Origin of the sequence: Lutispora saccharofermentans, from assembly GCF_024363565.1 — a bacterium.
Lineage (GTDB): Bacteria > Bacillota > Clostridia > Lutisporales > Lutisporaceae > Lutispora > Lutispora saccharofermentans.
In genome coordinates, this window is the sequence record NZ_JAJEKE010000002.1 from 297,944 (window position 1) to 319,171 (window position 21,228).

16 protein-coding genes are annotated in these 21,228 nt (G+C 39.8%); 12 read left to right on the forward strand and 4 right to left on the reverse strand.

Annotation, left to right across the window (positions count from 1 at the left end; genetic code table 11):
* The first annotated feature begins 9 nt into the window (after window positions 1-9).
* From LJD61_RS04270 to LJD61_RS04280, 3 genes are all read left to right on the forward strand, one after another.
* The gene (locus tag LJD61_RS04270) at window positions 10-1,032 is read left to right on the forward strand and encodes an ABC transporter ATP-binding protein (protein ID WP_255226272.1); all 1,023 of its coding nucleotides are present in this window, start codon (window positions 10-12) and stop codon (window positions 1,030-1,032) included.
* Entirely contained in the window at window positions 1,032-1,988 is a 957-nt protein-coding gene (locus tag LJD61_RS04275) for an ABC transporter ATP-binding protein (RefSeq protein ID WP_303740648.1), read from the forward strand. The genes LJD61_RS04270 and LJD61_RS04275 overlap by 1 nt, the downstream gene beginning before the upstream one ends.
* Window positions 1,989-2,284: 296 nt before the next feature.
* The gene (locus LJD61_RS04280; protein WP_255226274.1) at window positions 2,285-3,916 is read left to right on the forward strand and encodes a hypothetical protein; all 1,632 of its coding nucleotides are present in this window, start codon (window positions 2,285-2,287) and stop codon (window positions 3,914-3,916) included.
* A 107-nt stretch (window positions 3,917-4,023) separates the two neighbouring features.
* Here the strand turns inward: LJD61_RS04280 and LJD61_RS04285 are convergent, their stop codons facing one another.
* Both LJD61_RS04285 and LJD61_RS04290 read right to left on the reverse strand, forming a co-directional pair.
* On the reverse strand, window positions 4,024-4,593 hold the full coding sequence (locus LJD61_RS04285) for a DarT ssDNA thymidine ADP-ribosyltransferase family protein (RefSeq protein WP_255226275.1): 570 nt from the start codon (window positions 4,591-4,593) through the stop codon (window positions 4,024-4,026).
* A gap of 825 nt (window positions 4,594-5,418) precedes the next feature.
* The gene (locus LJD61_RS04290) at window positions 5,419-6,735 is read right to left on the reverse strand and encodes a hypothetical protein (RefSeq protein WP_255226276.1); all 1,317 of its coding nucleotides are present in this window, start codon (window positions 6,733-6,735) and stop codon (window positions 5,419-5,421) included.
* 766 nt (window positions 6,736-7,501) lie between these two features.
* On the opposite strand from LJD61_RS04290, the gene LJD61_RS04295 reads away from it, so the two are divergent.
* A complete protein-coding gene (locus LJD61_RS04295) occupies window positions 7,502-9,949 on the forward strand; it encodes an N-acetylmuramoyl-L-alanine amidase family protein (RefSeq protein WP_255226277.1) in 2,448 nt (815 codons plus the stop codon).
* 242 nt (window positions 9,950-10,191) lie between these two features.
* Here the strand turns inward: LJD61_RS04295 and LJD61_RS04300 are convergent, their stop codons facing one another.
* Window positions 10,192-10,635, reverse strand: coding sequence for a DUF2935 domain-containing protein (locus LJD61_RS04300; RefSeq protein ID WP_255226278.1), 444 nt, complete (start codon window positions 10,633-10,635; stop codon window positions 10,192-10,194).
* Between the two features lie 250 nt (window positions 10,636-10,885).
* On the opposite strand from LJD61_RS04300, the gene LJD61_RS04305 reads away from it, so the two are divergent.
* From LJD61_RS04305 to LJD61_RS04335, 7 genes are all read left to right on the forward strand, one after another.
* Window positions 10,886-12,547: a nucleoside kinase gene (locus LJD61_RS04305; RefSeq protein WP_255226279.1), complete on the forward strand. Its 1,662-nt coding sequence runs from the start codon at window positions 10,886-10,888 to the stop codon at window positions 12,545-12,547.
* A 113-nt stretch (window positions 12,548-12,660) separates the two neighbouring features.
* Window positions 12,661-12,915, forward strand: a complete 255-nt coding sequence (locus LJD61_RS04310; protein ID WP_255226280.1) for a putative signal transducing protein — start codon at window positions 12,661-12,663, stop codon at window positions 12,913-12,915.
* Window positions 12,916-12,959: 44 nt separating this feature from the next.
* A complete protein-coding gene (gene tyrS / locus LJD61_RS04315; RefSeq protein WP_255226281.1) occupies window positions 12,960-14,216 on the forward strand; it encodes a tyrosine--tRNA ligase in 1,257 nt (418 codons plus the stop codon).
* A 100-nt stretch (window positions 14,217-14,316) separates the two neighbouring features.
* Window positions 14,317-14,808: a YhcN/YlaJ family sporulation lipoprotein gene (locus tag LJD61_RS04320; protein ID WP_255226282.1), complete on the forward strand. Its 492-nt coding sequence runs from the start codon at window positions 14,317-14,319 to the stop codon at window positions 14,806-14,808.
* A 204-nt stretch (window positions 14,809-15,012) separates the two neighbouring features.
* Window positions 15,013-15,558, forward strand: coding sequence for a MarR family winged helix-turn-helix transcriptional regulator (locus LJD61_RS04325; protein WP_255226283.1), 546 nt, complete (start codon window positions 15,013-15,015; stop codon window positions 15,556-15,558).
* Window positions 15,558-16,484 carry a S66 peptidase family protein gene (locus LJD61_RS04330; RefSeq protein WP_303740649.1) on the forward strand — a complete coding sequence of 309 codons (927 nt, stop codon included), beginning with the start codon at window positions 15,558-15,560 and terminating at the stop codon, window positions 16,482-16,484. Before LJD61_RS04325 ends, LJD61_RS04330 begins: the two co-directional genes overlap by 1 nt.
* A 92-nt stretch (window positions 16,485-16,576) precedes the next feature.
* On the forward strand, window positions 16,577-18,118 hold the full coding sequence (locus LJD61_RS04335) for a diguanylate cyclase (RefSeq protein WP_255226284.1): 1,542 nt from the start codon (window positions 16,577-16,579) through the stop codon (window positions 18,116-18,118).
* Between the two features lie 9 nt (window positions 18,119-18,127).
* Here the strand turns inward: LJD61_RS04335 and LJD61_RS04340 are convergent, their stop codons facing one another.
* The gene (locus LJD61_RS04340) at window positions 18,128-19,258 is read right to left on the reverse strand and encodes a rhomboid family intramembrane serine protease (RefSeq protein WP_255226285.1); all 1,131 of its coding nucleotides are present in this window, start codon (window positions 19,256-19,258) and stop codon (window positions 18,128-18,130) included.
* A gap of 683 nt (window positions 19,259-19,941) precedes the next feature.
* Between LJD61_RS04340 and tig the strand changes: the two genes are divergently transcribed.
* Window positions 19,942-21,228 carry a trigger factor gene (gene tig / locus LJD61_RS04345; protein ID WP_255226286.1) on the forward strand — a complete coding sequence of 429 codons (1,287 nt, stop codon included), beginning with the start codon at window positions 19,942-19,944 and terminating at the stop codon, window positions 21,226-21,228.

Genomic DNA, 21,228 nt, shown 5'->3' on the forward strand with positions numbered 1-21,228 from the left:
GTGTAAGAGATGGAGAAAGAAAAAATACTCGAAGTTAAAGATTTGCACGTTTCATTTGACACATATGCAGGTGAAGTCAAAGCCGTCAGAGGAGTATCCTTTCATCTGGACAAGGCTGAAGCTATAGCCATAGTTGGAGAATCAGGCTGCGGCAAGAGCGTTACTGCCCAATCCATTATGAAGCTTATACCTATGCCTCCGGGAAGGATCAAGAGCGGAAATATAATTTTTAACGGTGTTGATATTACAAAGTTTTCTGATAAGAAGATGGAAGCCATAAGGGGTTCGGAAATAGGCATGATATTCCAGGATCCTATGACATCCTTAAATCCGACAATGACTGTTGGAAAGCAAATAGCTGAAGGCTTGATAAAGCATCAGCATCTAAGCAAAAGAGACGCCATGGAAAAGGCGGTAGATATGTTGAAATTGGTTGGTATTCCGAATCCGGACAAGAGAGCCAATCAATATCCCCATGAATTCAGCGGCGGTATGAGGCAGAGAGCTATGATAGCTATAGCTTTAGCATGCAAACCCAAGCTTCTGATTGCAGACGAGCCTACAACCGCACTTGATGTTACTATACAGGCTCAGATATTGGATCTGATGAAAGAATTGAAATCAAAACTGGATACTTCAATAATATTGATTACACATGATCTTGGCGTGGTTGCCGACATGGCTGAAAGAATAATAGTCATGTATGCTGGAGAAGTTGTTGAAAGCGGTACTGTAGAAGACATATTCTACAATGCGCAGCACCCCTATACCTGGGGACTTCTAAAATCAGTGCCAAGGCTTGATGCGGAAAATAAGGAACAATTGATACCGATCATAGGTACACCGCCGGATCTTTTCGCCCCGCCGAAAGGATGCGCATTTGCGGCCAGATGCAAGTATTCTATGGAAGTTTGCTATGAAACAGCTCCAGCCAATATGGAATACAACAAGGATCATTATGCAGCTTGCTGGTTGGGCCATCCTGATGCACCTAAGGTTGAAAGACCTGTAACTGAAAGAGGGGTGAAATGATGGAAAACAAAAAGTTGATAGAAGTCAAAGATCTGAAGAAGTACTTTAATGTAGGCAATAATGCTGTATTAAAGGCAGTAGACGGGTTAAACTTCTTCATTAGAGAAGGCGAGACCCTGGGACTTGTTGGAGAATCCGGCTGCGGTAAATCTACGGCAGGAAGAACTATAATAAGACTTTATGAAGCTACAGGCGGAGAAGTAATCTTTGATGGTATGAATGTCCATAAATTGGATAGAAAACAAAGCAAGGAATTTACCAAAAAAGCACAGATGATATTCCAGGATCCATATGCTTCCCTGAACCCGAGAATGACGGTAGGAGATATCATTGGCGAAGGAATAGATATCCACAATATATATTCCGGCAAGGAAAGAACAGAAAGGATATACGATCTTTTGCATACGGTAGGACTCAATCGAGAGCATGCAAACAGATTCCCTCATGAGTTCTCAGGGGGCCAGAGGCAGAGAATCGGTGTAGCTCGTGCATTGGCTATAGAACCCCAGTTCATAGTTTGCGATGAGCCTATATCAGCTCTTGACGTTTCTATTCAGGCTCAGGTTGTAAACTTGCTGATAAATCTCCAAAGGGATTATAAGCTTACCTATTTGTTTATAGCTCACGACTTGAGCATGGTTAAGCATATATCAGACAGGGTTGGAGTTATGTATCTGGGAACTTTGGTTGAATTGGCTTCAAGCACAGAACTGTATAAAAAGCCAATGCATCCATATACTCAGGCTCTTTTGTCCGCTATTCCCATTGCGGACCCTGAGGTAGAGAGATCAAGAAAGAGAATACTGCTGGAAGGCGACGTACCGAGCCCGATAAATCCGCCGCCGGGATGCAGATTCAAGTCCAGATGCAGATATGCTACGGATATATGCTCTCAGGAGATGCCTGAGTTCAGAGAACTTGAAAAGGATCATTTCGTAGCATGCCATAATGTGTAATTAGGACTCAGGATTCAGAGCTCAGGACTCAGTAGCTAGGGTATTCCTTTGAGGTCCAAGGAACGGGGAACATGGATTAGCGCGGAAGAATCCAAGACCCAATAGGAATACCCTGATGCCAGAGGCTAGCAGCTAGAAGCCAGAGGCTTATATATGATATGTGCTGAGGATACTTTGTTTGCTTTGCCAACAGTTCTTGGTGAAGAGCGAACATTGATATACGAAGCACATATCTTTATATAAGCGGATTGATCTTGAAATTTTATATTTATATCAAAACTGAGAGGGGGGCTTGAATGAAAAAAAAATATTACATACCTATCCTATATAGCATATTGATTTTTTTAATCATATTTTCCTTTCACAGCTATCAGAATCTAAAGGCCATCGCTGCTCCTCCTTCTGAGGAATGGGGGAGAGAAATCCATATTGATAAAACTCCCTACAAGAAGGCTGCGAGTTTAAACATGGATAAGGAAAACATATGGATACTTACGGCAAAAGAAGACAGGTTCACTAAAACTATTCTTGAGAAAGAAAACGGAAATATAAAAGAAACACAGGATATAATCATACCGGGATCAGCTTTGAATAAACTGGTAAAGTATAAGAGCATGGAACCCTATATCTTTTGGACGGAGAATTATGAGCTTTATATGTCAAAGAAGCAAGAGAGCGGAGATTACAGCACCAAAAGCCTTATTGCGGCAGAAGTAAAGGATTTTAATGTGTTTTCACAAAATGGTGAGATTGTGCTTGCAGCTGCATACAACCAGGGACTCCGATATTATAAAATCAATGGACAGGGAGCAATTGCCTGGGGCGATGAGTATCCTTTTGATAAGGCTGTACACATAACTGCTGCTTTGGATGATTCAGGCATATTTCATACCGTATCTATCAGGGATATCTCTCCAATGGAAAAGGAAATAATATATTTGCTTTTCTCTCAGGGCAAGTGGACATTGAGGTCTCAGAAAATAGAATATGCACAGGTATCCAACGAAAGCATAGGAAATCTGGAAATCGGTTTGGATAAAGACTTGGCATATATATTCTATGAGAACAATGTGTGGAATAGTTTCGGCCAGACTGCAAGGACGTGGTATGCAACAGTGCCCTTGTCTCAGGCAGGCAATCCGGATATGGAGTTCAAGCTGTTGACCAGTCAGGATACTGAAAGCTCTGCGGATGTATATGTGAGTGAGGTAAATTGTCCATATTTAAAGCAGGATACATTGAACGCAGTTTTTATAGAAAAATATTGGGATGAAACCGGTGAAGGCTTTAAAATCCTCAATACAACTTTTAAAGATGGCAAGATCTCCGGCAAAACGGATTCTACAAGAATTCTCGGATGGATCAAAGGAATCGATATTGCTCAGCATGGAAAAGATGAAGTCTTAGTATTTTTGCAGACTGCTGGGGAATTCAAGAATGATGTATGGTTTACACAGACCGGCGAAGGGTATAAGGAGATAGCCAATAAGCCTGTTAAGCAGGATTATGTAGTCGCAATGGAAAACAGCATATCTCCATATATAAGCGGTTTAGTCATCGCTTTGATAAGAGCTTTTATGTTTTTCCCTGCTGTATTGTGGCTGCTTTTTGTAGAATTTTTTGAAGTCAGGAAATTTTTATGGAATCCCAGGCTTAACTATTCGGTTGCAACAGGCATTTATATGATTATTAAAGTTTTATCAACGAACTTCTATTATAGAGGTCTATCATACTATATGATGCCTGATTTTATGAAGCCTATGGTCATCAGGTATTTGATAATGCTTTCTATAGGTGCTATAGCATATTTCATGGCAAAGGCATTCAAAAAGAACAGGACTGATATGCACATAATACCGGAATTCTTATTGTTCATGCTCTATGATTTGCTGATAACCGTATTCCTATATGGACCTTATATCACTTGATTCGGAGATATAACTCAGGGCGGCGGCAAGCCATGTATAGTATAGCTCAAGTATGAATACTATATTGAGCCATTCATGGCTGCTATTGCCTATAAAGCCTGCCATAACTACATCCATTTGCCGGGAGGTATGATATCATGATCGGATATTATGCAAATACACTGGATGTTTTCCGGAGGGATATCCTGAAAGATGAGAACTTCCGCATCGTATCCATTTTCTTTATCTCTCCTCACTTTCATATTCTCCTCCAGGCTCAAAGAATCCTTCCAATATTCTTTAACCATATTGGGTCCGTTTTTATTTATAAAATCCTTTGCTTTCCCAAAACACTGTATATGTTGTAAAATGAAGGGCTCAAACAAAGGATTGGCCTTATTTTCGTTGCATACCCAGCATTTCTTTATATCTGCTTGAATCTTAAGCAATGCAGTATGAGAGTGCCAATTATGGCTTTCATCAAAATACATGCTTGCAAAAATAGCTTTTCTTCTTTCTACCCAGAACGGGATATTATCTGTTTTATATTTATCAAAATAATTATGAAAATCATAATACTTGTTAAGGTAAGTCAATTTGTCGTCATAGCGTATGCCTTCCGCCAGTGTTTTCTTCAAATCCATGATGCTGACCACATGATAAAGAGCTCCTGTCAGGGAAGAATTCTCAAAAGCCAATATAATGCCTCCTTATAGTAGAATTTACCTTGATATTCACTACATTAGTTTTAGCCAATTGGAGAAAATTATTATGGGAGGTGTTTATCCTGATTTTTATAAATTGTACTGAAAACTGCATACATCAGAAGGATGGGATGTGTTCCTTAGAGCATGTTGGTAAGATTTCGAATACTACATCAACAGGTTGTGAATTCTATGTAGAAAAAAGCAGGAAGCCTTCTAACAAAGAAAGCGACAGAGTGTAATGCTGTCGCTTTTTCGTATTTCCTGGGAAATATAAAAAAAGAGGAGGCGGAAACCACTGAAAGACACGGAAGTATTTTCTAATGCCATATCACACAGGAATGCGAGTTACGAACCTAAGACTAAGTAAGACAGTTCTTCATTCAGGTGGAGTTTATCTCCGGCTGAATGTTAGAAATGTCAATCGGGTTCGTAGCGTGCCTTGCCTGCAGTTAATAAAAACTGAAGGCTTAGGCACGATAGAACGGGGTAAACTTGCTTACTGCAGCTTCAAAACTCGCTTTGGCTCAAACAGTTGAAGCTGCGGTCGTTACGCTTCGTTAACTTACTCTAAGGTTCTTCACAAAATTCCTGCTTAGATATGGGATTAGTTAAAATAGAAAACCGTGCTAATCCGTGTTCTCCGTTCCCCTATGACCTCAGCGGGCTACCCTAGCTCTCGTAACTCTTATATATTGCACTACAGTAAAATAGCATCCATGTATAGACTAAGTATGCTTATATAAAAATTGCCATCAATTTTTATATACTATACGTGGCTATACATGGATGCTATTGCTTATGTGATGATCTCATGCTTCACAGGAGCTGCCTGCACGCCCAGAGAGAGTGCCCTGCATTGAAGGTTTCGTCAATAAGCTTGAATTTATTGCTGGATTTTTTGTATTCAATCCTTTCCAGGAATACAGGAGGGGATTTTCGTGATGTACTTGTACTCTTGGGAAGGCTTATTTTTTCATCTTCCAATATAGGGTAGCTTTGATTGACAAAGATTCCGCTCTTCAATATCATGTTTTTAAAAGAATCTGATATCATTTTATCCAAATCATAGGTAGCAGCTCCGGCTGCATATTTTTTAAAGTTTTTCAGAGCTGATAGAATAGCTGCGATGTCTTTGATGGAATACTCGATCTTATTCTCTTCATTTTTTATGAATATGCCATCTTCCGGGCTCATGCGGCTGCATAATGCTTTAAACAACACAATAGAGCAAGAAAGATAATTGTCAAATCCGCAAAGGTGGAAAAGCCTGCTCAAGCATGATAATGCGATAAACATAGTAAAGAAGGAGCTTATCTTTGAATCATCAGGCTTTCTCAAAATATCGCCCCTTGAAGACACCCTTTCACAGAGCTCCTGGCCTAATATATTTATTGTCTTATGGATCAAAGCCTTGTTAACGTCGGTATATTCATAGATATTCATCAAGCTGTCGCATATCTGGCATAGAGTGCGTGATGAGCTATAGAGAGAATCCTTTGCAGCTATATGGCACAAATCCGGCAGCAGGATGGTCAGCGCATCTTTGGATCTTTGACCCAGTTTTTTATCATACCTGGTTTTGTACAGCAGATCCTGGGTCAAAGCGGCAGCTTCGGCAGCAAAATATTGAGGCAGTATTTCAAGGCTGTCTTCATCTATTTCCAGGCTGCCTTTTCCTAATGCATCTGTTTTGGGCTTCGAAACATATAAAAGGTTCTCCCTGAGCAGATTATCATACATAAAGTTCAATTGCTCTGCTCCTGCATCAGAAAAGAAATAGGCAATATAATCTCCATTTCTTATGGCCAAAGAGCCGTCAAGTATCTTTCTGGCGCAAAGATTCATAGATATGATAGAAAGAGCTTGGACCATGGGACTTATGGCTTTTTTCACCTTCTTGTCTTTCCATTGATATGTACTGAAATCATAAGGATTTTCAGGTTTGCCCATATATTGAGGCAAAGCTTTTCTGTATAAACCCACGTTGATGAAGATATTGATGAATTTAGACTTTTCATCTTTGTTATATTTTTTTATACCACAGCCTGAGAGAAGACAGTAGGATATGGTATTCAAATAGGCCATATGCTCCAGGTATTTCATAACTGCCTCATTATCGTAAAAACTGTCCATAATTCCACCACCTTGTTTGGTTATATTGAAATATATGCGAATGCATTGAGGTTTATGGCAATGAAATTTTTTTATTGCCGACAGCGGCTTATATAAGATATGTGCAGTTCACAAAGGTATTGATTTTGATAACCGCAAGGGTCACAGGCAACTCGTCTAAAATAGAGTGCTTGGAGAATTATATATCACGCAGGGATCAAAGCTTTTAACCTAAGACTAAGTAAACTCGCTCACTGCAGCTTCAAAACTCGCTTTGGCTCAAACAGTTGAAGCTGCGGCCGTTGCGCTTCGTTAACTTACTCTAAGGTTCTCCGCTAAGTTCCTGCTTAGATATATTAATTTCTCATGTGATAGTCTCTATTTTAGACTTTTTGTGAGATCAAGCAATAGAAATGCCTGTAACCCTTGCGGTTATCAAAGTGAACATCGATATATGAAGCACATATCCTATATGCACACTACAGTATCTATAAAATAAATGCCCTTCCGTGAAAATCCGTGCAAAATTCCGTGCCCTTCAGTGGTTTCCGTTCCCCATGACCCATAAGGAATACCCTAACCCCCTGAGTTCTGAGCTCTGAATCCTGAGCTCTAAAACCCGTGTTCCGCAACATAATTGGCAGATATTACGTCAATATATGATTAGATGATATAGTTAGATGACAGATTGCAACAAATTTGTTATCAAACTGAAATATAAAAAATAAAGGAAAAGAGCTGGAAAAGTCGAATTATTAATTGAAAGCACAGGAAAAGGAGGAGTTTGATGAAAAAAACAACAATATTTGTAATCGCATTGTGCCTTATTCTTACACTTAGTACAGGCACTGCTTATGCAGCAGCACTTCAAAGCCAGAAGAAACCTTCCTTGTCCATGCAAGTCATGGGTAAGACTCTGAAAGATGTTGATCCGCCTATTTTGCAGGGGGGCAAGGTATATGTTCCATTGAGGGCTGCCGGAGAAGCGCTGGGCTATAAAGTCACCTATAATGCAAGCACCAAAGTCATGGACTTAAAAAGCGGCAGCAAAAGCATAAGGATTACCATTGGAAGCCTGAACACCGTAGTAAATGATAAGAAGGTTAAGATTGAAAAAGCGCCGTTTTTAAGTAATGGCAGAGCTTATGTTCCCATAGCCTATATCAAGACGGCATTTGGAGTAGAAGCCAAATATGAAAGCAGCAAAAATATAGTGACCATCGGAATGGCACAAGCTCCTGCACAGCCACCAGCCTCTGATAAGTCAAAGGGCATATACATATTGGGGAAAAAGATGGATGCAGAATTCGCTCCGATTATAAAGGACAACAAGGTCATGATCCCCTTGAGACCGATCGGTGAGGGCCTCGGCTATGATGTGGTGTGGAATATAAAGACCCAGACCATGTCCTTGAGAAAGGATGGACAAGCTATGGCCTTTGTGATAGACAGAGATAAGGCTGTGGTAAACAGCAAGGAAGTAGGCATGGATGCCAAAACGATAATGGTAAACGGCAGGGCTTATGTTCCACTTACATTTATTGAAAAACAGATTGATTATGAATTCGCATATGATAAGGCTTCCAACAAGCTGGAGGTAAATGCGAAAAAAGCCCCGGCGGTTATTGCCAGAGTTCAGGATATAAAGTTTGATGAAAACGGAGGCTTCCCTCAGTTAGATATTATTTCGGATAATCCTGTGGAATATAAAACCTTTACAATGGAAAACCCTGACAGAATGGTCATAGACATTATGAATGCAATAGCAGATACGGAGTTTGAAACTAAGAGCATAGATAAGGAAGAGATCATCCGGGTAAGAATAGGACAGTTCAGCTCCAACCCGTACATAACCAGAATTGTTGTAGACCTGAAGGATCAGCAGAAAGCCAAGATAGTGCAGTCCTCTGACAAGAAAAGCGTATCATTGGTATATGCCAATATCATTCAGCCGGTAACAGTAGCCAAAGAAGGATTCAGTGATGTAGTCACCATAAAAGGAAGCAAGGCCGTGGACAGCATTATAACAAAGCTGGAAGATCCCGAAAGGATAGTAATAGATGTTCAAGGAGCAGTATTGGAAGGAACAGAACAAAATCTTGAGGCAGGATCTTCCGTGGTTAAGACTGTCCGCACCGGCCAGTACGAGGTTGGTACGGCAAGGATCGTGGTGGATGTAAACAAGAGTGCATTTTATGATGTAAAAAGCGAAGACAATGTAACAAAGATTTATATTTCTGATATGCCCTATTCTTTTATGGGGTATGATAAATATTACAATTCCTCTTTCGTATATCTGAACCCGGGAGAAGAATCCCAGTATAATGCCAGCTTTGATGAAGAAAGCAGGATACTTAAGGTAGAGATAAAGAAGGATATAGAATTTGATAAGGATGTATTTGAAATAAATGATAATCTTTTGGAATCTATAAAGCTGAGCAAGGAAACGCGCGGAGAGAATATTTTTACTCAGGCCGAATTCAGGTTGAAGGATAAAGTAGAATATGAATTGATATCTCCGGAAACTACCAAGCTGGTCAAGTTTAAGCTCAAATATGCGCCCAAAACAGCCCAGGATATATTGGTGGTCATCGATCCGGGCCATGGCGGAAAGGACCCGGGAGCTAAAGGTATAGATGGCGTTACTTTTGAGAAAAATCTCAATTTGGATGTAGCGAAGAGATTGGAAAAGAAGCTTAATGACCTGGGCTTCAAAACTATTATGACGAGAGTGGACGATACCTATACCACATTGCAGCAAAGGACAGACCTGGCAAATGGGAGCTATGGAGACTTCTTCATGAGCATACATTTCAATGCTTTTGTCAGCAAGACACAAGGTATAGAAACATTGTATTATCCCAACTCAACTACGGAAGGATATGGGATAAACAATAAGGATATGGCAGGGATATTCCAGCAGGAATTGATAAAAACCCTAGAAAGGCCGTCCAGAGGGACTGTGCCAAGGCCCAATTTGTTTGTATTGAATAAGACTAAAATGCCTGCCATACTTGCAGAGCTCGGGTTTATAACAAATAAGGAAGAGCTTGCACAAATAAAGAAGGATGCATACAAGGACAAGGCGGCAAATGCTCTTGCGGCTTCCATCGTAAGATATTATAAAGAAATTCAAAATGTAGATTTGGGGCTGGACATAGCTGCAATATATTCGGGAAATATTGCAGCTCCACAAAATGCTGAGAGCAGTGAACAAAATACGGCGAAGAATTAAAGCTTCGGGCATATGCCCGGAGCTTTTGCTTTATATGATTCATTCATATAAAATAACCGATAAACAAAGCAGCACTTGCTTCTATAAGCAAGTGCTGCAAAATTTATGAATGAGGGGGAGGAATAAAGAGTATTAGCACTAATTTACCAATAATCCTTGTAATGTAATTATATACAATGTTCATGCATATTGGTATAGCATAACAGCATTTGTTACAACAAATTTACAACTTATATGTTTTTTCAACACTCGCCCCCTTGAATTTGATCCAAAAGCATGCGGAACAGCTTATACATATATCTTTGCTCATGGATTATATGCTCTATAAGGGTTTGCCATACCTTATCCTCCGGGCCTGCGTTTTTTAATTCATCGTATAGCCTAAGCGCTTCCCTGTCAAGCCGCAAAAACCTTCGGCACAGGTCTATGGCTTTTCTTCTTGCACCGGGTGATATATTTTGTGCTTCGTTATAATTAGGACTATAAAAATTCTTCACCCTTTTGTTCAGATCTGCGAACTCATTATGGATATCATCCAGTCTTGATATTGTTTCCTCTGCAAGGTTCTTATTCGTAAGCTCTGCCACGGTCTTTAAAAATATGGGATGCTCACTGGATATTTCCGTCCACATATTCAGCTCATTGACCACACATCTTATGCCTGTGACCACTGCCAGACAATACATAATTTCCCTCCTTCAGAATATTGAATCCGATCGGCACTGAGAATTTTATTGACACTGAACTAAATCTCCTTCAATAATAAATATATGTGGGAGAAACCAACAGTATTCTTAGTTCGGATGGAGCATCAGCGGTGGTCAGCCATGGAATAAAAATATTTCATAGGATGCATACAGAAATAAATAATCTGAAAATTATATATATATATGGTAGAATGATATATAGCAAAATAATTAAAAGGGGCTGAAGAATATGGGAGAAATGATTAAGGTCACATTGAATGATCATCAAACCCGTCAATATCCCAAATCCATAAAACTATTGGAAATTGCGAAGGAAATCCAGCATAAGCTTGAATATAAAATTGTAGGGGCGATTGTTGACAATAACCTGAGAGAATTGGACTATACCCTGGAGGAAGATGCAGATGTGGAGTTTGTGGATATTGCTTCTTCTTATGGAAATAGATTTTATACCAGAAGTCTGGCCTTTTTGTTCATAATTGCTGCCAAAGAAGTTTTAAAGGGCTGCAAGGTTACCGTAGAGCATTCTCTCAGCAAGAGCTTATATTGTGAAATACATAATGCGGGCTCTTTGGATGGAAGCCGGGTAAAGAAGATAGAAGAAAAAATGAGAGAGATTGCACATAAAGATATACCTTTTGTAAAGAAGAAATATTCCAAAAAAGATGCAGAAAAGCTTTTTATGGAAAGAGAGCAATATGATAAATTGGAGCTTTTAGCGCACAGGAATAAAGATTCGATAAATATATACAGCTGCATGGGATATTATGATTATTTCTATGGCTATCTGGTGCCTTCTACAGGCTATCTGGATAAATTTGAGCTTTTATGCTATCCGCCGGGGATCGTGCTGCGCTTCCCCACAAGGGAGAACCCTCATGAAATACCTGAGTTTTTTGACCAGCCAAAGCTCTTCAATATATACCGGGAATTTGAAGAGTGGGGAAAGATAATGGGAATAGGGAATATAAGCCAGCTCAATGACTATATTTTAAAAGGCGATATAAAAGAGCTTATTTGGATAGCGGAGGCTTTTCATGAAAAAAAACTGGCAGAAATTGCGGATAAAATATGTTCTTCCAAAGAAAAGAAAAAGCTGGTGCTCATATCGGGACCGTCCTCATCAGGCAAGACCACCTTTACCCAAAGGCTGTCCATACAGATCAGGGTGAACGGTCTCAAAACAGTAGCCATATCTATAGATGACTTTTTTAAGAACAGGGACGATACGCCTAAGACCCCTGAAGGGGAATATGATTTTGAGACCATTGATGCAATAGATATCGACTTGTTCAATGAGCTGATCAATAAGCTTATAGCAGGTGAGGAAATTGAGCTGCCTTATTTTAACTTCCATACGGGAAACAGGGAATGGAGGGGCAGGAGACTTAAGATATCCGAAGAGCATATAATACTTGTGGAAGGTATACACGGCTTGAACCAAAAGCTTACTCAGGGCATTGATGCAAGCAAGAAGTATAAAATATATATCAGTCCTCTTACACATCTCAATGTGGATAATCATAACAGAGTGCCTACTTCCGACTTGAGGCTGATCCGAAGAATGGTGAGAGATTATCAATTCCGTTCGACGGATGCACTCACAACCATAAAAAGATGGGACTCTGTGAGAAACGGGGAGGACAAATATATTTACCCATACCAGGAGGCAGCCGATATAATGTTCAATTCATCTCTGGTATATGAGCTCAGCGTATTAAAGAACATAGCGATGCCGCTTCTGGAAAAGATAGATAAGTCAATGGTAGAATATGTAGAAGCAAAGCGGCTGATGAAGTTTTTAGACTACTTGCTGCCTTCGGATTCCAAATGTATACCGAATAATTCCATACTTAGGGAATTTATAGGCAACAGCTGCTTTCAAGTGTGAATGGAACTTAATTAAATGATATAGTTTAGCTTGTTGTCCTGACTGATAAAAGAGTGCAATCGTTATCAGTCAGCACAACAAATGAATCAAAATTGATTTTTGGAGGAGATTTTATGGATCTGGTCCATCTTGTACAGGTATACAATGACATAGAAGCGGATATAGTAGAAGGGCTCCTGAAGGACTATGGCATAGCATCAATAAAAAGGTATAAGGGCACTAAAGGATATATGAAAGTGATAATGGGCACGGCTTTGGGCGTGGATATATTTGTAAAGCCCGAAGACTACAAACAGGCTAAAGAAATATTAGAGAGCATCGATATGAATGATGATGATTTAGATTATCCCGGCAACGAAGAAGAGTAAGGATGATGCGCTAATAGATGCCAGATTAAAACGGGGGGTAGAAAATGTTTGATGTGATGAGCTTTATTGCAGAGCTGGAAAAAGAATGTTCAGATTTTAAAAGAAACTTAAGCCAACTTGAAGCTGAAGAGCAAATGGAGATAATAAAATTGGCTTGCTCTCATGTATATCCTGAGGAAAGCATAGTTGAAAGATTGCCCCAAGCAAAGCAAAACAAAAAGCCCTTGACCGTAAAATTCGGAATAGACCCTATGAAGACCAATGTTATGATGGATCGCATGCCTCCCATTGTTCTTTTGAGCAAGCTTCAGAGGATGGGATATAAAGTGGTGTTTTTAATAGGGGATTTTACAGCATTGATCGGAGATCCGTCAGACATAACAATCAATCAAAAGAAACTAAATCGAAAGAAGATCGAGGCAAATGTCAAGACACTGAAAAAAGACCTGTCCCAATTTATTGAGCTTGGAAAAACGGATACCATATTTAACAGTGCATGGCTTAATGAATTGAAGCTTCCGGATCTTGTGGAAATAGCAAAGGAAATAGATATAGCTCATACTTTGAATCGAGAAGACTTTAAAAATAAGCTGGATAAAAAGGAAAGCATATCCTATGCTGAGCTGATGTACCCTCTTATAATGGGTATAGACTCTTTGCAGATGGGTCCCGATATGGAATTGGGGAGAGAGGACCAGCTGGATAATTTGTATATGTGCAGGCGTATGATGGAAGCTAAAGGCATGGAATCTGAAGCATTTATGACTACCTATGCCCTTCCTAAGGGTGATATCTTTTCTATAAGCCAAGATCCTCTGATCATATATGAAAAGATTGCAAAGCTCGAAGAACAGCATGTCCTCATGTGGTATAAACTATTGACGGAAATAACGCCTTCTACTGCATCAACGCTGGAAAAAGGAATAAAGGATGGACTGGTAAACATACAGACTGCAAAGGAAGTCCTGGCAAAGATAATAGTGAGCAAGCTTCATGGAAAAGAGAAAAGCGAGCTCGCTTATATAGAATATATCAAGAATTTTGTCAAAACCGCACCGACTAAAGAAATAAGAATGATATCGGGCAGCATCATGAGCATAGGGGAGTTCATAGCTGCATCAACAGAGTTTACGCTTACAGAAGCCGAAAGCATAATAATGTCCGGCGGCGCAAGGGCTTTAAGCTGTGACGGCGGCTGTCTCACATATATTTTAGACAGCAATGCGGATATAAGCACCATATATTTTGATAAATTTTACATAATCATGGGGGACAAGCTTGTGCTGAGAATCAAAAAATAGAGATATTAACATTTTATCAATATATTGCATTCATATATTTTACTCCCAAGCAAAAAATAAAGCTGAACAAAGCAGCTTGAAAATTTAAGGGGTGGAATATATGAAGACTTTTGAAGCCAAAGCTTTGACGGTATGTTTGATACTTTGCATTGCTGCAGCTTTCTCGGGATGTGCTATACGGAGGGTTCCGAATCCTGCTCCGGGCAGCGGCATCAGTCCCGGAAAAAGCTATAGCCCCGAATTAGGAACTCCGGCAACAGACGCAGACAACCTGGCAAAAGCAGTGCAAAGGATACCCGGAATAAGGAGTGCTGCTGCGGTTATCAGCGGAGATGCAGCTTATATAGGAATTAATATTGATATAAATAGCAGTATAGATAATACTTCAAAGATACAAAACATCAAGAAACAAGCAGCAGACACGGTAAGAAATACAGATCGGAATATAAAGACGGTTTATGTCAGTGCAGATGCTGATTTTATACAAAGGATCGACAAAATATCCAATGACGTAAGGAATGGAAAACCGGTCGAAGGCTTTGAAGATGAGCTTAATGAAATTGTTAAAAGGATAACACCCGAAAAGCAGTAGGCTAAAATTGTAAGATTTGGGCTAAAAACGTATACGGTTAAGGCATAACAAGATCCGAAGCCCTTGTTATGCCTTAACCGTCTTTATACTTTTAATACCAAGAGTATGCAAGAATTTTTAATTATCTTGTAAAATTGCTTGATAAATAACAAACTAATGATGTATTATATAAGTGTACAAAATAATTATTAGGGGGGTGGGAGGATGAATAAAGAGGATGCTTTGATCAGCTTGCATAAGCTGAACTATGTTTATCTTGCTACGAATAAATGCGTCATAGATGATTGGGAGAAAATAGTCCAGCTTGGGGGATTGACTTACCCTCAGGCAAAGCTTCTCATTATTTTGAAAGAAGGCGGTCAGGCTACAATGTCTCAGATTGCCGAAAGGGGTCTATGGCATATGTCAACAGTCACTGAATTGGTCAATAGAATGGATAAGGAAGATCTGTTAAGAAAGCAGATCGACCAGATAGACAAGAGGGTAGTGAAGGTTGATATAACAGAAAAAGGAATTGAAGTCCTGAACCATACGAAAAGGCTTTACTTCAAGAATTCTGATATATTTAAAGGATTGTTGGCCATGGATAAAAAGGATCTGGATGCAGCCTTTGATGTTTTTGCAAGTATATGCAGGAACACGAAAGGAGTAGTAGGACCTTGCGGCCTCACAACTGCACTGGAGACGGCTGAGAATCCTAAATGCAACTGCCTTGAAGTATTGAACAGCCTGGACTGGAGTGAAGAATAATGAAGCCGAAGCCGTTAAAAAAGGGAGACACCATAGGCTTGATTGCCCCATCCAGTCCTGTTGGACGCAGCAAAGCCCAAGCTTGCATAGATTGGGTCATAGCTATGGGATATAGAGTAAAATGGGGTGAATCCATATTCGGCGAAAGAGGATACCTCTCAGGCAGCGATGAGTTGAGAGCCTACGATATAAATTCCATGTTCGGCGATAAAGAAGTTGACGCTGTTTTTTGTATCAGGGGCGGTTACGGCTCCATGAGGCTTTTGGATAAGCTGGATTACGAATTGATAAGGAATAACCCTAAAATATTTATTGGATTTAGCGATATAACTGCGCTGCATACTGCTTTTTATCAAAAAACAGATCTTATAACCTTTCACGGCCCCATGGTAGCCGGATATGCTAAAAAAAATCTGGACAGCTTAAGCCGTGACTATATGGATAGGGCCCTGATGAAAGCGGAACCGTTGGGGGAAATAATAAATCCTCCCGATATCCCCATAAAGGCGTATAATGGAGGATGTGCTTCAGGTAAGCTGGTGGGAGGAAATCTATCCCTTCTTGCCGATACGATGGGTACTCCTTATGAGATAGATACAAAGGGCAAGATCCTTCTCATTGAAGAAGTGGAGGAAAGGCCATATAAAATTGACAGAATGCTGCTGCAGCTTAAGCTCGGAGGGAAATTCAAGGATGCGGCAGGGATTGTGATCGGCGATTGGGCGGGTTGCGTCCCTGAGGAGGGCAAGGAAAGCCTTGCTATAGAAGAAATCATAGAAGATATCGTGGTACCTTGCGGAAAGCCTATATTATCGGGTTACAAGATCGGTCACTGCACGCCCAATATCACGGTACCTATAGGTGCCGAAGCATGTATAGACTGCAGCGATATCCGCTTTGCCATAACCGAAGCTGCAGTATATTAAGAAAAGATAGGACTATATACCTATGTCAGTGGTAATTATTGCTCATTGATGCTATAATGGATTTAAAGGCTTTTAGGTTATAGAGGTGTTCCATGGATAGCATCAGAAAAAAATTCTACATATATATATTATTGTTTATAATTATTATATGCTCCATCAGCATCTTCATCTTTGTTTATTCCATAAAAAATGTAGAAAGCATATATGAGAAAAATGTTCAGGAGAACATTTACAGTTTAAAAAAGGGTTTTCTCAAGGATACGGTAAATAATGTTATCTCTCTCATTGAGCAAGCCCGAGAGCAGAATATAAATCAGTATGCCTTATTAGCAGATAATGCTTCAAAAGCTTTTCACGAGTACTATAAGCTGGATCCGGATAAGTTTCCGGATCTGGCTATTGATCATTTTAATCAAGATGATATGCGAGAAATCTTTGAAGTTATCATCATAGACAATTCACAAAATGAGATCATTTACGAGCGCCTGGCTCATCCTATGGATGCTGGGGTTCTGATCAAGGACAAGCTGGGGCGCATCAAGTCGGAAAATCCTTTCTATTATGAGAAGACCTATGGCATATACACGGTCTTTTACGCTATACGCATGACTTTTATAGATGAACTCACGAAAAAGCATATCGCATATGTGATACATAATTCCACATTTGAAGATGATGCTTATATATGGGTCAATGAGGTCATTGACTATAACGGTGGAGAGAACTATGCCATCAGAAGGATACACCCAAATCTGAAGGATACGGAGGGAAGCTATTTATCTACAGAAACACGCGATATAAAAGGCAATAAGCCATATCTGACGGAATTGGAAGGCGTTAAAGACAATGGAGAAATTTTTTTTAAATACTATTTCAAAAGGATGAATTCCAAAGAAATATCGGAAAAGCTTACCTATTCCAAGCTATATAAAGAATACGATTGGATAATTGCCATGGGCATTCATGTGGATGATATAAAGGCTTATATAAATAAAGTGAGCAGCCATAGCCAAAAAGTAATAACCGATATGTTTTTCTACATCTTGCTGATAATATTTTTAATGTTCATAAGCGGTTATCTATGGCTGACGCGCTTGGAAAAATGGTATTATCAAAACTCCAATAAAGCTTTGAAAGAAGAGATAAACCTGGATCCCCTGATAAAGATATATAACCGGCGTGCGGCTCAGGCTAAGCTTGGGGCTATATTTGACAGCTTTAAGCGCAATGGCAGCATCTACGCGATAATAATATATGATGTTGATAACTTTAAGAGCATAAATGATACTTATGGCCATGATGCAGGCGACGCAGTCCTCATCAATATTGCAAAAATAATAAACAGCAACATAAGAAGTACGGATAGCTTATATAGATGGGGCGGAGAGGAATTCCTGCTGATCTGTGAAGGCATGAAGAAGGAGCACGTCATGGACTTCACGCAGAAGCTGCTGGAGACTATTGAGCAAGCAGAATACGGCCAGGGTGAAGAACGGTACGGCGTTACCGTTTCCATAGGCATCTCATTCTTTGAACCTTCCGATATTGATTATAACGCAGCAATAAAGCGTGCCGATACAGCGCTGTATGATGCAAAAAAATCAGGAAAAAACTGCGCCTGCTTATGCAAATAAGCAGGCTTTTTACAGCTCCTTCAGTACCTTATCAACAGCATCTGTCAAGCCGGGCTCCAGCTTCTTTGCCTCCTCCAGCTCCTTCTTTGCTGCACTGATATTTCCCGTATCCACATACAATAAGCCTTTCATATATCGCCCTCGCGGTGCATCCAGCTCTATTATCTGATCTGCATATTCAAAGGCTTCGGAATATTTGTTTTGAGAGGCTGTCGATATTACCAGCGCCCATAAGGTGCGAAGCCTTATATAATCATCCTTTGGATTTGCAGATAATATTTCCTTGCCGATCTTATCGGCTTCCTTATATGATCCCTTTTGGAGCAGGCCATCCAATTGTTCAACCTTTAATATAACGGTATTTTGGGCATTGGTGAACCCATAGGTCAAAGAAGCTCCGAGAACCAATAATGTCAATATGATAAAAACAGGCCTTTTCAGCCATCTTCGATGTGTCCCTCTCAGCTTGACTATACCTGATGTAAGAAAGCCTCCCAGCAGGCCTCCCAGATGAGCATAATTGTCTATGCCCGGATGGATAAAGCCATATATGATATTGATAGCTATGGTGATCATTATGTTATGGCCGAAATATCTCCTGAATAATTCAGGATTCTCAACTCCGAAATAAAGCAGCGCGCCGAGAAGTCCGAATATGGAGCCGGATGCGCCTACACCGGGGTTGGGGGAAAATATGAAGCTCAATATGTTGCCGAATATTCCCGCGGCTAAATAAATAACCAGGAATTTCATATGGCCGTACAGCTTCTCTGTCACACTCCCCACCCAATACAGCGAATAGCTGTTCACCAGAAGATGGGTAAAGCTGGCATGAAGAAATATGGGAGTCAGAAACCGCCAATATTGGCCCTCCATTATGCTGAGGTTTTCTTTCGCACCGAATATATAAAGCGCTTCATTGAAATCTATGCCCTTTAAAAATGAGTATGCCATGACTGCCGCCCATACTGCCCCATTTATTATTATCAAACATATGGTGAGGGTTGCCTTTGGCGGAGAATACTCAGGCATGTATCTATATTCATGCTCCCCATATTCTGCCGGATTCATTTCATTGTCATTGTCCCCGTAAAAAATCATTGGATTTGTTTGTTCTCCATCGATATATTTTCCCTGCATATTTAACCTCCGGTATGAAAGCTATTGTTAATATCACTATAATAAATATTATACCAATAAATGCTTAATAAATTAACTCGTTGTGCCAGTTGATAAAAAAGTATTTCACTGAACTAACCCGCCCTAAGAAACCGCCTCTATAGGTGGCTAGTACTAAGGGCGGCTAAGTCCAGCATGGACTCGACTAACATTCAGTGGAGTTGAAACCCCACTGAATGAAGTCTCGTTCAATGTGAAGAGGCTTAAAGTTTGTTAGCGAAGTATAGGAAAAGTTTTGACGCAGCCCTATATAAGCTTACAAAGTCTTAGCCTTGAAGCTTTATACTTGTTATCAGCTAGTGCAACAGATTAAATTAATAGCAGAGCAAAAAGGATGATCAGCAAATAAAATCGGATATTTGTAGGACAAACTATGATATTTATAGTAAAATATACTTAGGGATAATAATTATGGATTAGAAATAAATATTGAGGAGCTGTGCTCTGTGCTCTGATTTTTAAAAAATTATATAAAGCAAAGTATAATAGAAGAAACAGAGTAGAAAAATAGCAAAAATGCTTGATATGCATTTACAGTATGTTATAATTAAGTGGTTAAAGTGGAATGCTGGACTTCATTCCCGCGTGGAAGCGGGAATACTGATAAAGCCGCTGAGATTACTTGATATATGAGGAGGATATTGATGAACTCTAAATTAGAAAAATTAGAAAAAAATGTTGCTACATTAGAAATCACTGTCTCTGCTGAAAAGCTGGAGGAAGGGATAGCAAAGGCATATATAAAAAATGTGAAGAAGTTCAATTTGCCCGGTTTCAGAAAGGGAAAGGCCCCAAGAAAGCTTATTGAAAAACATTATGGTGAAGGAATATTTTACGAAGATGCCATAAATGAGGTTTGTCCGGAAGCCTATGAAGAGGCAGTGAAAGAGCACAATCTGGATCCGGTCGATAGGCCATCCATTGATATAGTTGATATTGAGAGCGGAAAAGGAATAGTATTTAAAGCAGAAGTAACAGTAAAACCTGAAGTTAAACTGGGACAATACAAGGGAATAGAAGTAGAAAAAAAGGAGTATAATGTTACAGATGAAGATGTTTCTAAGGAATTGGAAGCTCTCAGAAACAAGAACGCAAGGATAATCGATATCACTGACAGGCCTGTGAAGATGGGAGATAATACCACAATAGATTTCAAGGGCTTTGTGGATGATAATCAGTTTGAAGGCGGCACAGCTGAAAATTACAAGCTGGAGATAGGCTCCGGCCAGTTCATACCCGGCTTTGAAGAGCAGCTTGTGGGCGCGTCAATCGGCAATGAAGTTGATGTAAATGTAACCTTCCCCGAGGATTACAGGGCCGAGGAACTGGCAGGCAAGCCGGCTGTTTTCAAGGTTACTGTGAAAGAAATAAAGGAAAAGGAATTACTGCCTTTAGACGACGAATTTGCTAAAGATGTTAGCGAATTCAACACCTTGGATGAATTGAAGGAAGACATAAAGAAGAAAAAGACTGAAGAAGCAGAGCATAGGGCTTTGCATGAATTTGAAGATAACGTGATCAAAAAGGTTGTTGAAAATGCTGAAGTGGATATCCCGCAGGTGATGGTAGATAATCAAGTTGAATCAATGATAAGGGATTTTGACTACCAGCTCAGGTACCAGGGATTGGATTTAGACTCATACATGAAGTATATGAACATCGGCCATGAAGAACTGCATCAATCCTATAAGGAAACAGCACTGGACAGAGTCAAGACTCAGCTTGTATTGGAAGCGGTTACAAAGGCAGAGAGCATATCAGTTTCAGAGGAAGAGCTTGAAGCAGAAATTGTAAAGACAGCGGAGCAATATAAGCAGGAGCCTGAGAAGTTTAAGAAATCCTTGAGGGAAAGAGATATTGAATATATCAAAGACGGATTGGAAGTACAAAAAACCATTGACTTCCTAGTAGAAAATAGCGCAAGCAAATAG

Coding starts and splice junctions, on each gene's coding strand:
- LJD61_RS04270 (WP_255226272.1), top strand. CDS start 10: ATGGAGAAAGAAAAAATACTCGAAGTTAAAGATTTGCACGTTTCATTT.
- LJD61_RS04275 (WP_303740648.1), top strand. CDS start 1,032: ATGGAAAACAAAAAGTTGATAGAAGTCAAAGATCTGAAGAAGTACTTT.
- LJD61_RS04280 (WP_255226274.1), top strand. CDS start 2,285: ATGAAAAAAAAATATTACATACCTATCCTATATAGCATATTGATTTTT.
- LJD61_RS04290 (WP_255226276.1), bottom strand. CDS start 6,735: ATGGACAGTTTTTACGATAATGAGGCAGTTATGAAATACCTGGAGCAT.
- LJD61_RS04295 (WP_255226277.1), top strand. CDS start 7,502: ATGAAAAAAACAACAATATTTGTAATCGCATTGTGCCTTATTCTTACA.
- LJD61_RS04300 (WP_255226278.1), bottom strand. CDS start 10,635: ATGTATTGTCTGGCAGTGGTCACAGGCATAAGATGTGTGGTCAATGAG.
- LJD61_RS04305 (WP_255226279.1), top strand. CDS start 10,886: ATGGGAGAAATGATTAAGGTCACATTGAATGATCATCAAACCCGTCAA.
- LJD61_RS04310 (WP_255226280.1), top strand. CDS start 12,661: ATGGATCTGGTCCATCTTGTACAGGTATACAATGACATAGAAGCGGAT.
- tyrS (WP_255226281.1), top strand. CDS start 12,960: ATGTTTGATGTGATGAGCTTTATTGCAGAGCTGGAAAAAGAATGTTCA.
- LJD61_RS04320 (WP_255226282.1), top strand. CDS start 14,317: ATGAAGACTTTTGAAGCCAAAGCTTTGACGGTATGTTTGATACTTTGC.
- LJD61_RS04325 (WP_255226283.1), top strand. CDS start 15,013: ATGAATAAAGAGGATGCTTTGATCAGCTTGCATAAGCTGAACTATGTT.
- LJD61_RS04330 (WP_303740649.1), top strand. CDS start 15,558: ATGAAGCCGAAGCCGTTAAAAAAGGGAGACACCATAGGCTTGATTGCC.
- LJD61_RS04335 (WP_255226284.1), top strand. CDS start 16,577: ATGGATAGCATCAGAAAAAAATTCTACATATATATATTATTGTTTATA.
- LJD61_RS04340 (WP_255226285.1), bottom strand. CDS start 19,258: ATGCAGGGAAAATATATCGATGGAGAACAAACAAATCCAATGATTTTT.
- tig (WP_255226286.1), top strand. CDS start 19,942: ATGAACTCTAAATTAGAAAAATTAGAAAAAAATGTTGCTACATTAGAA.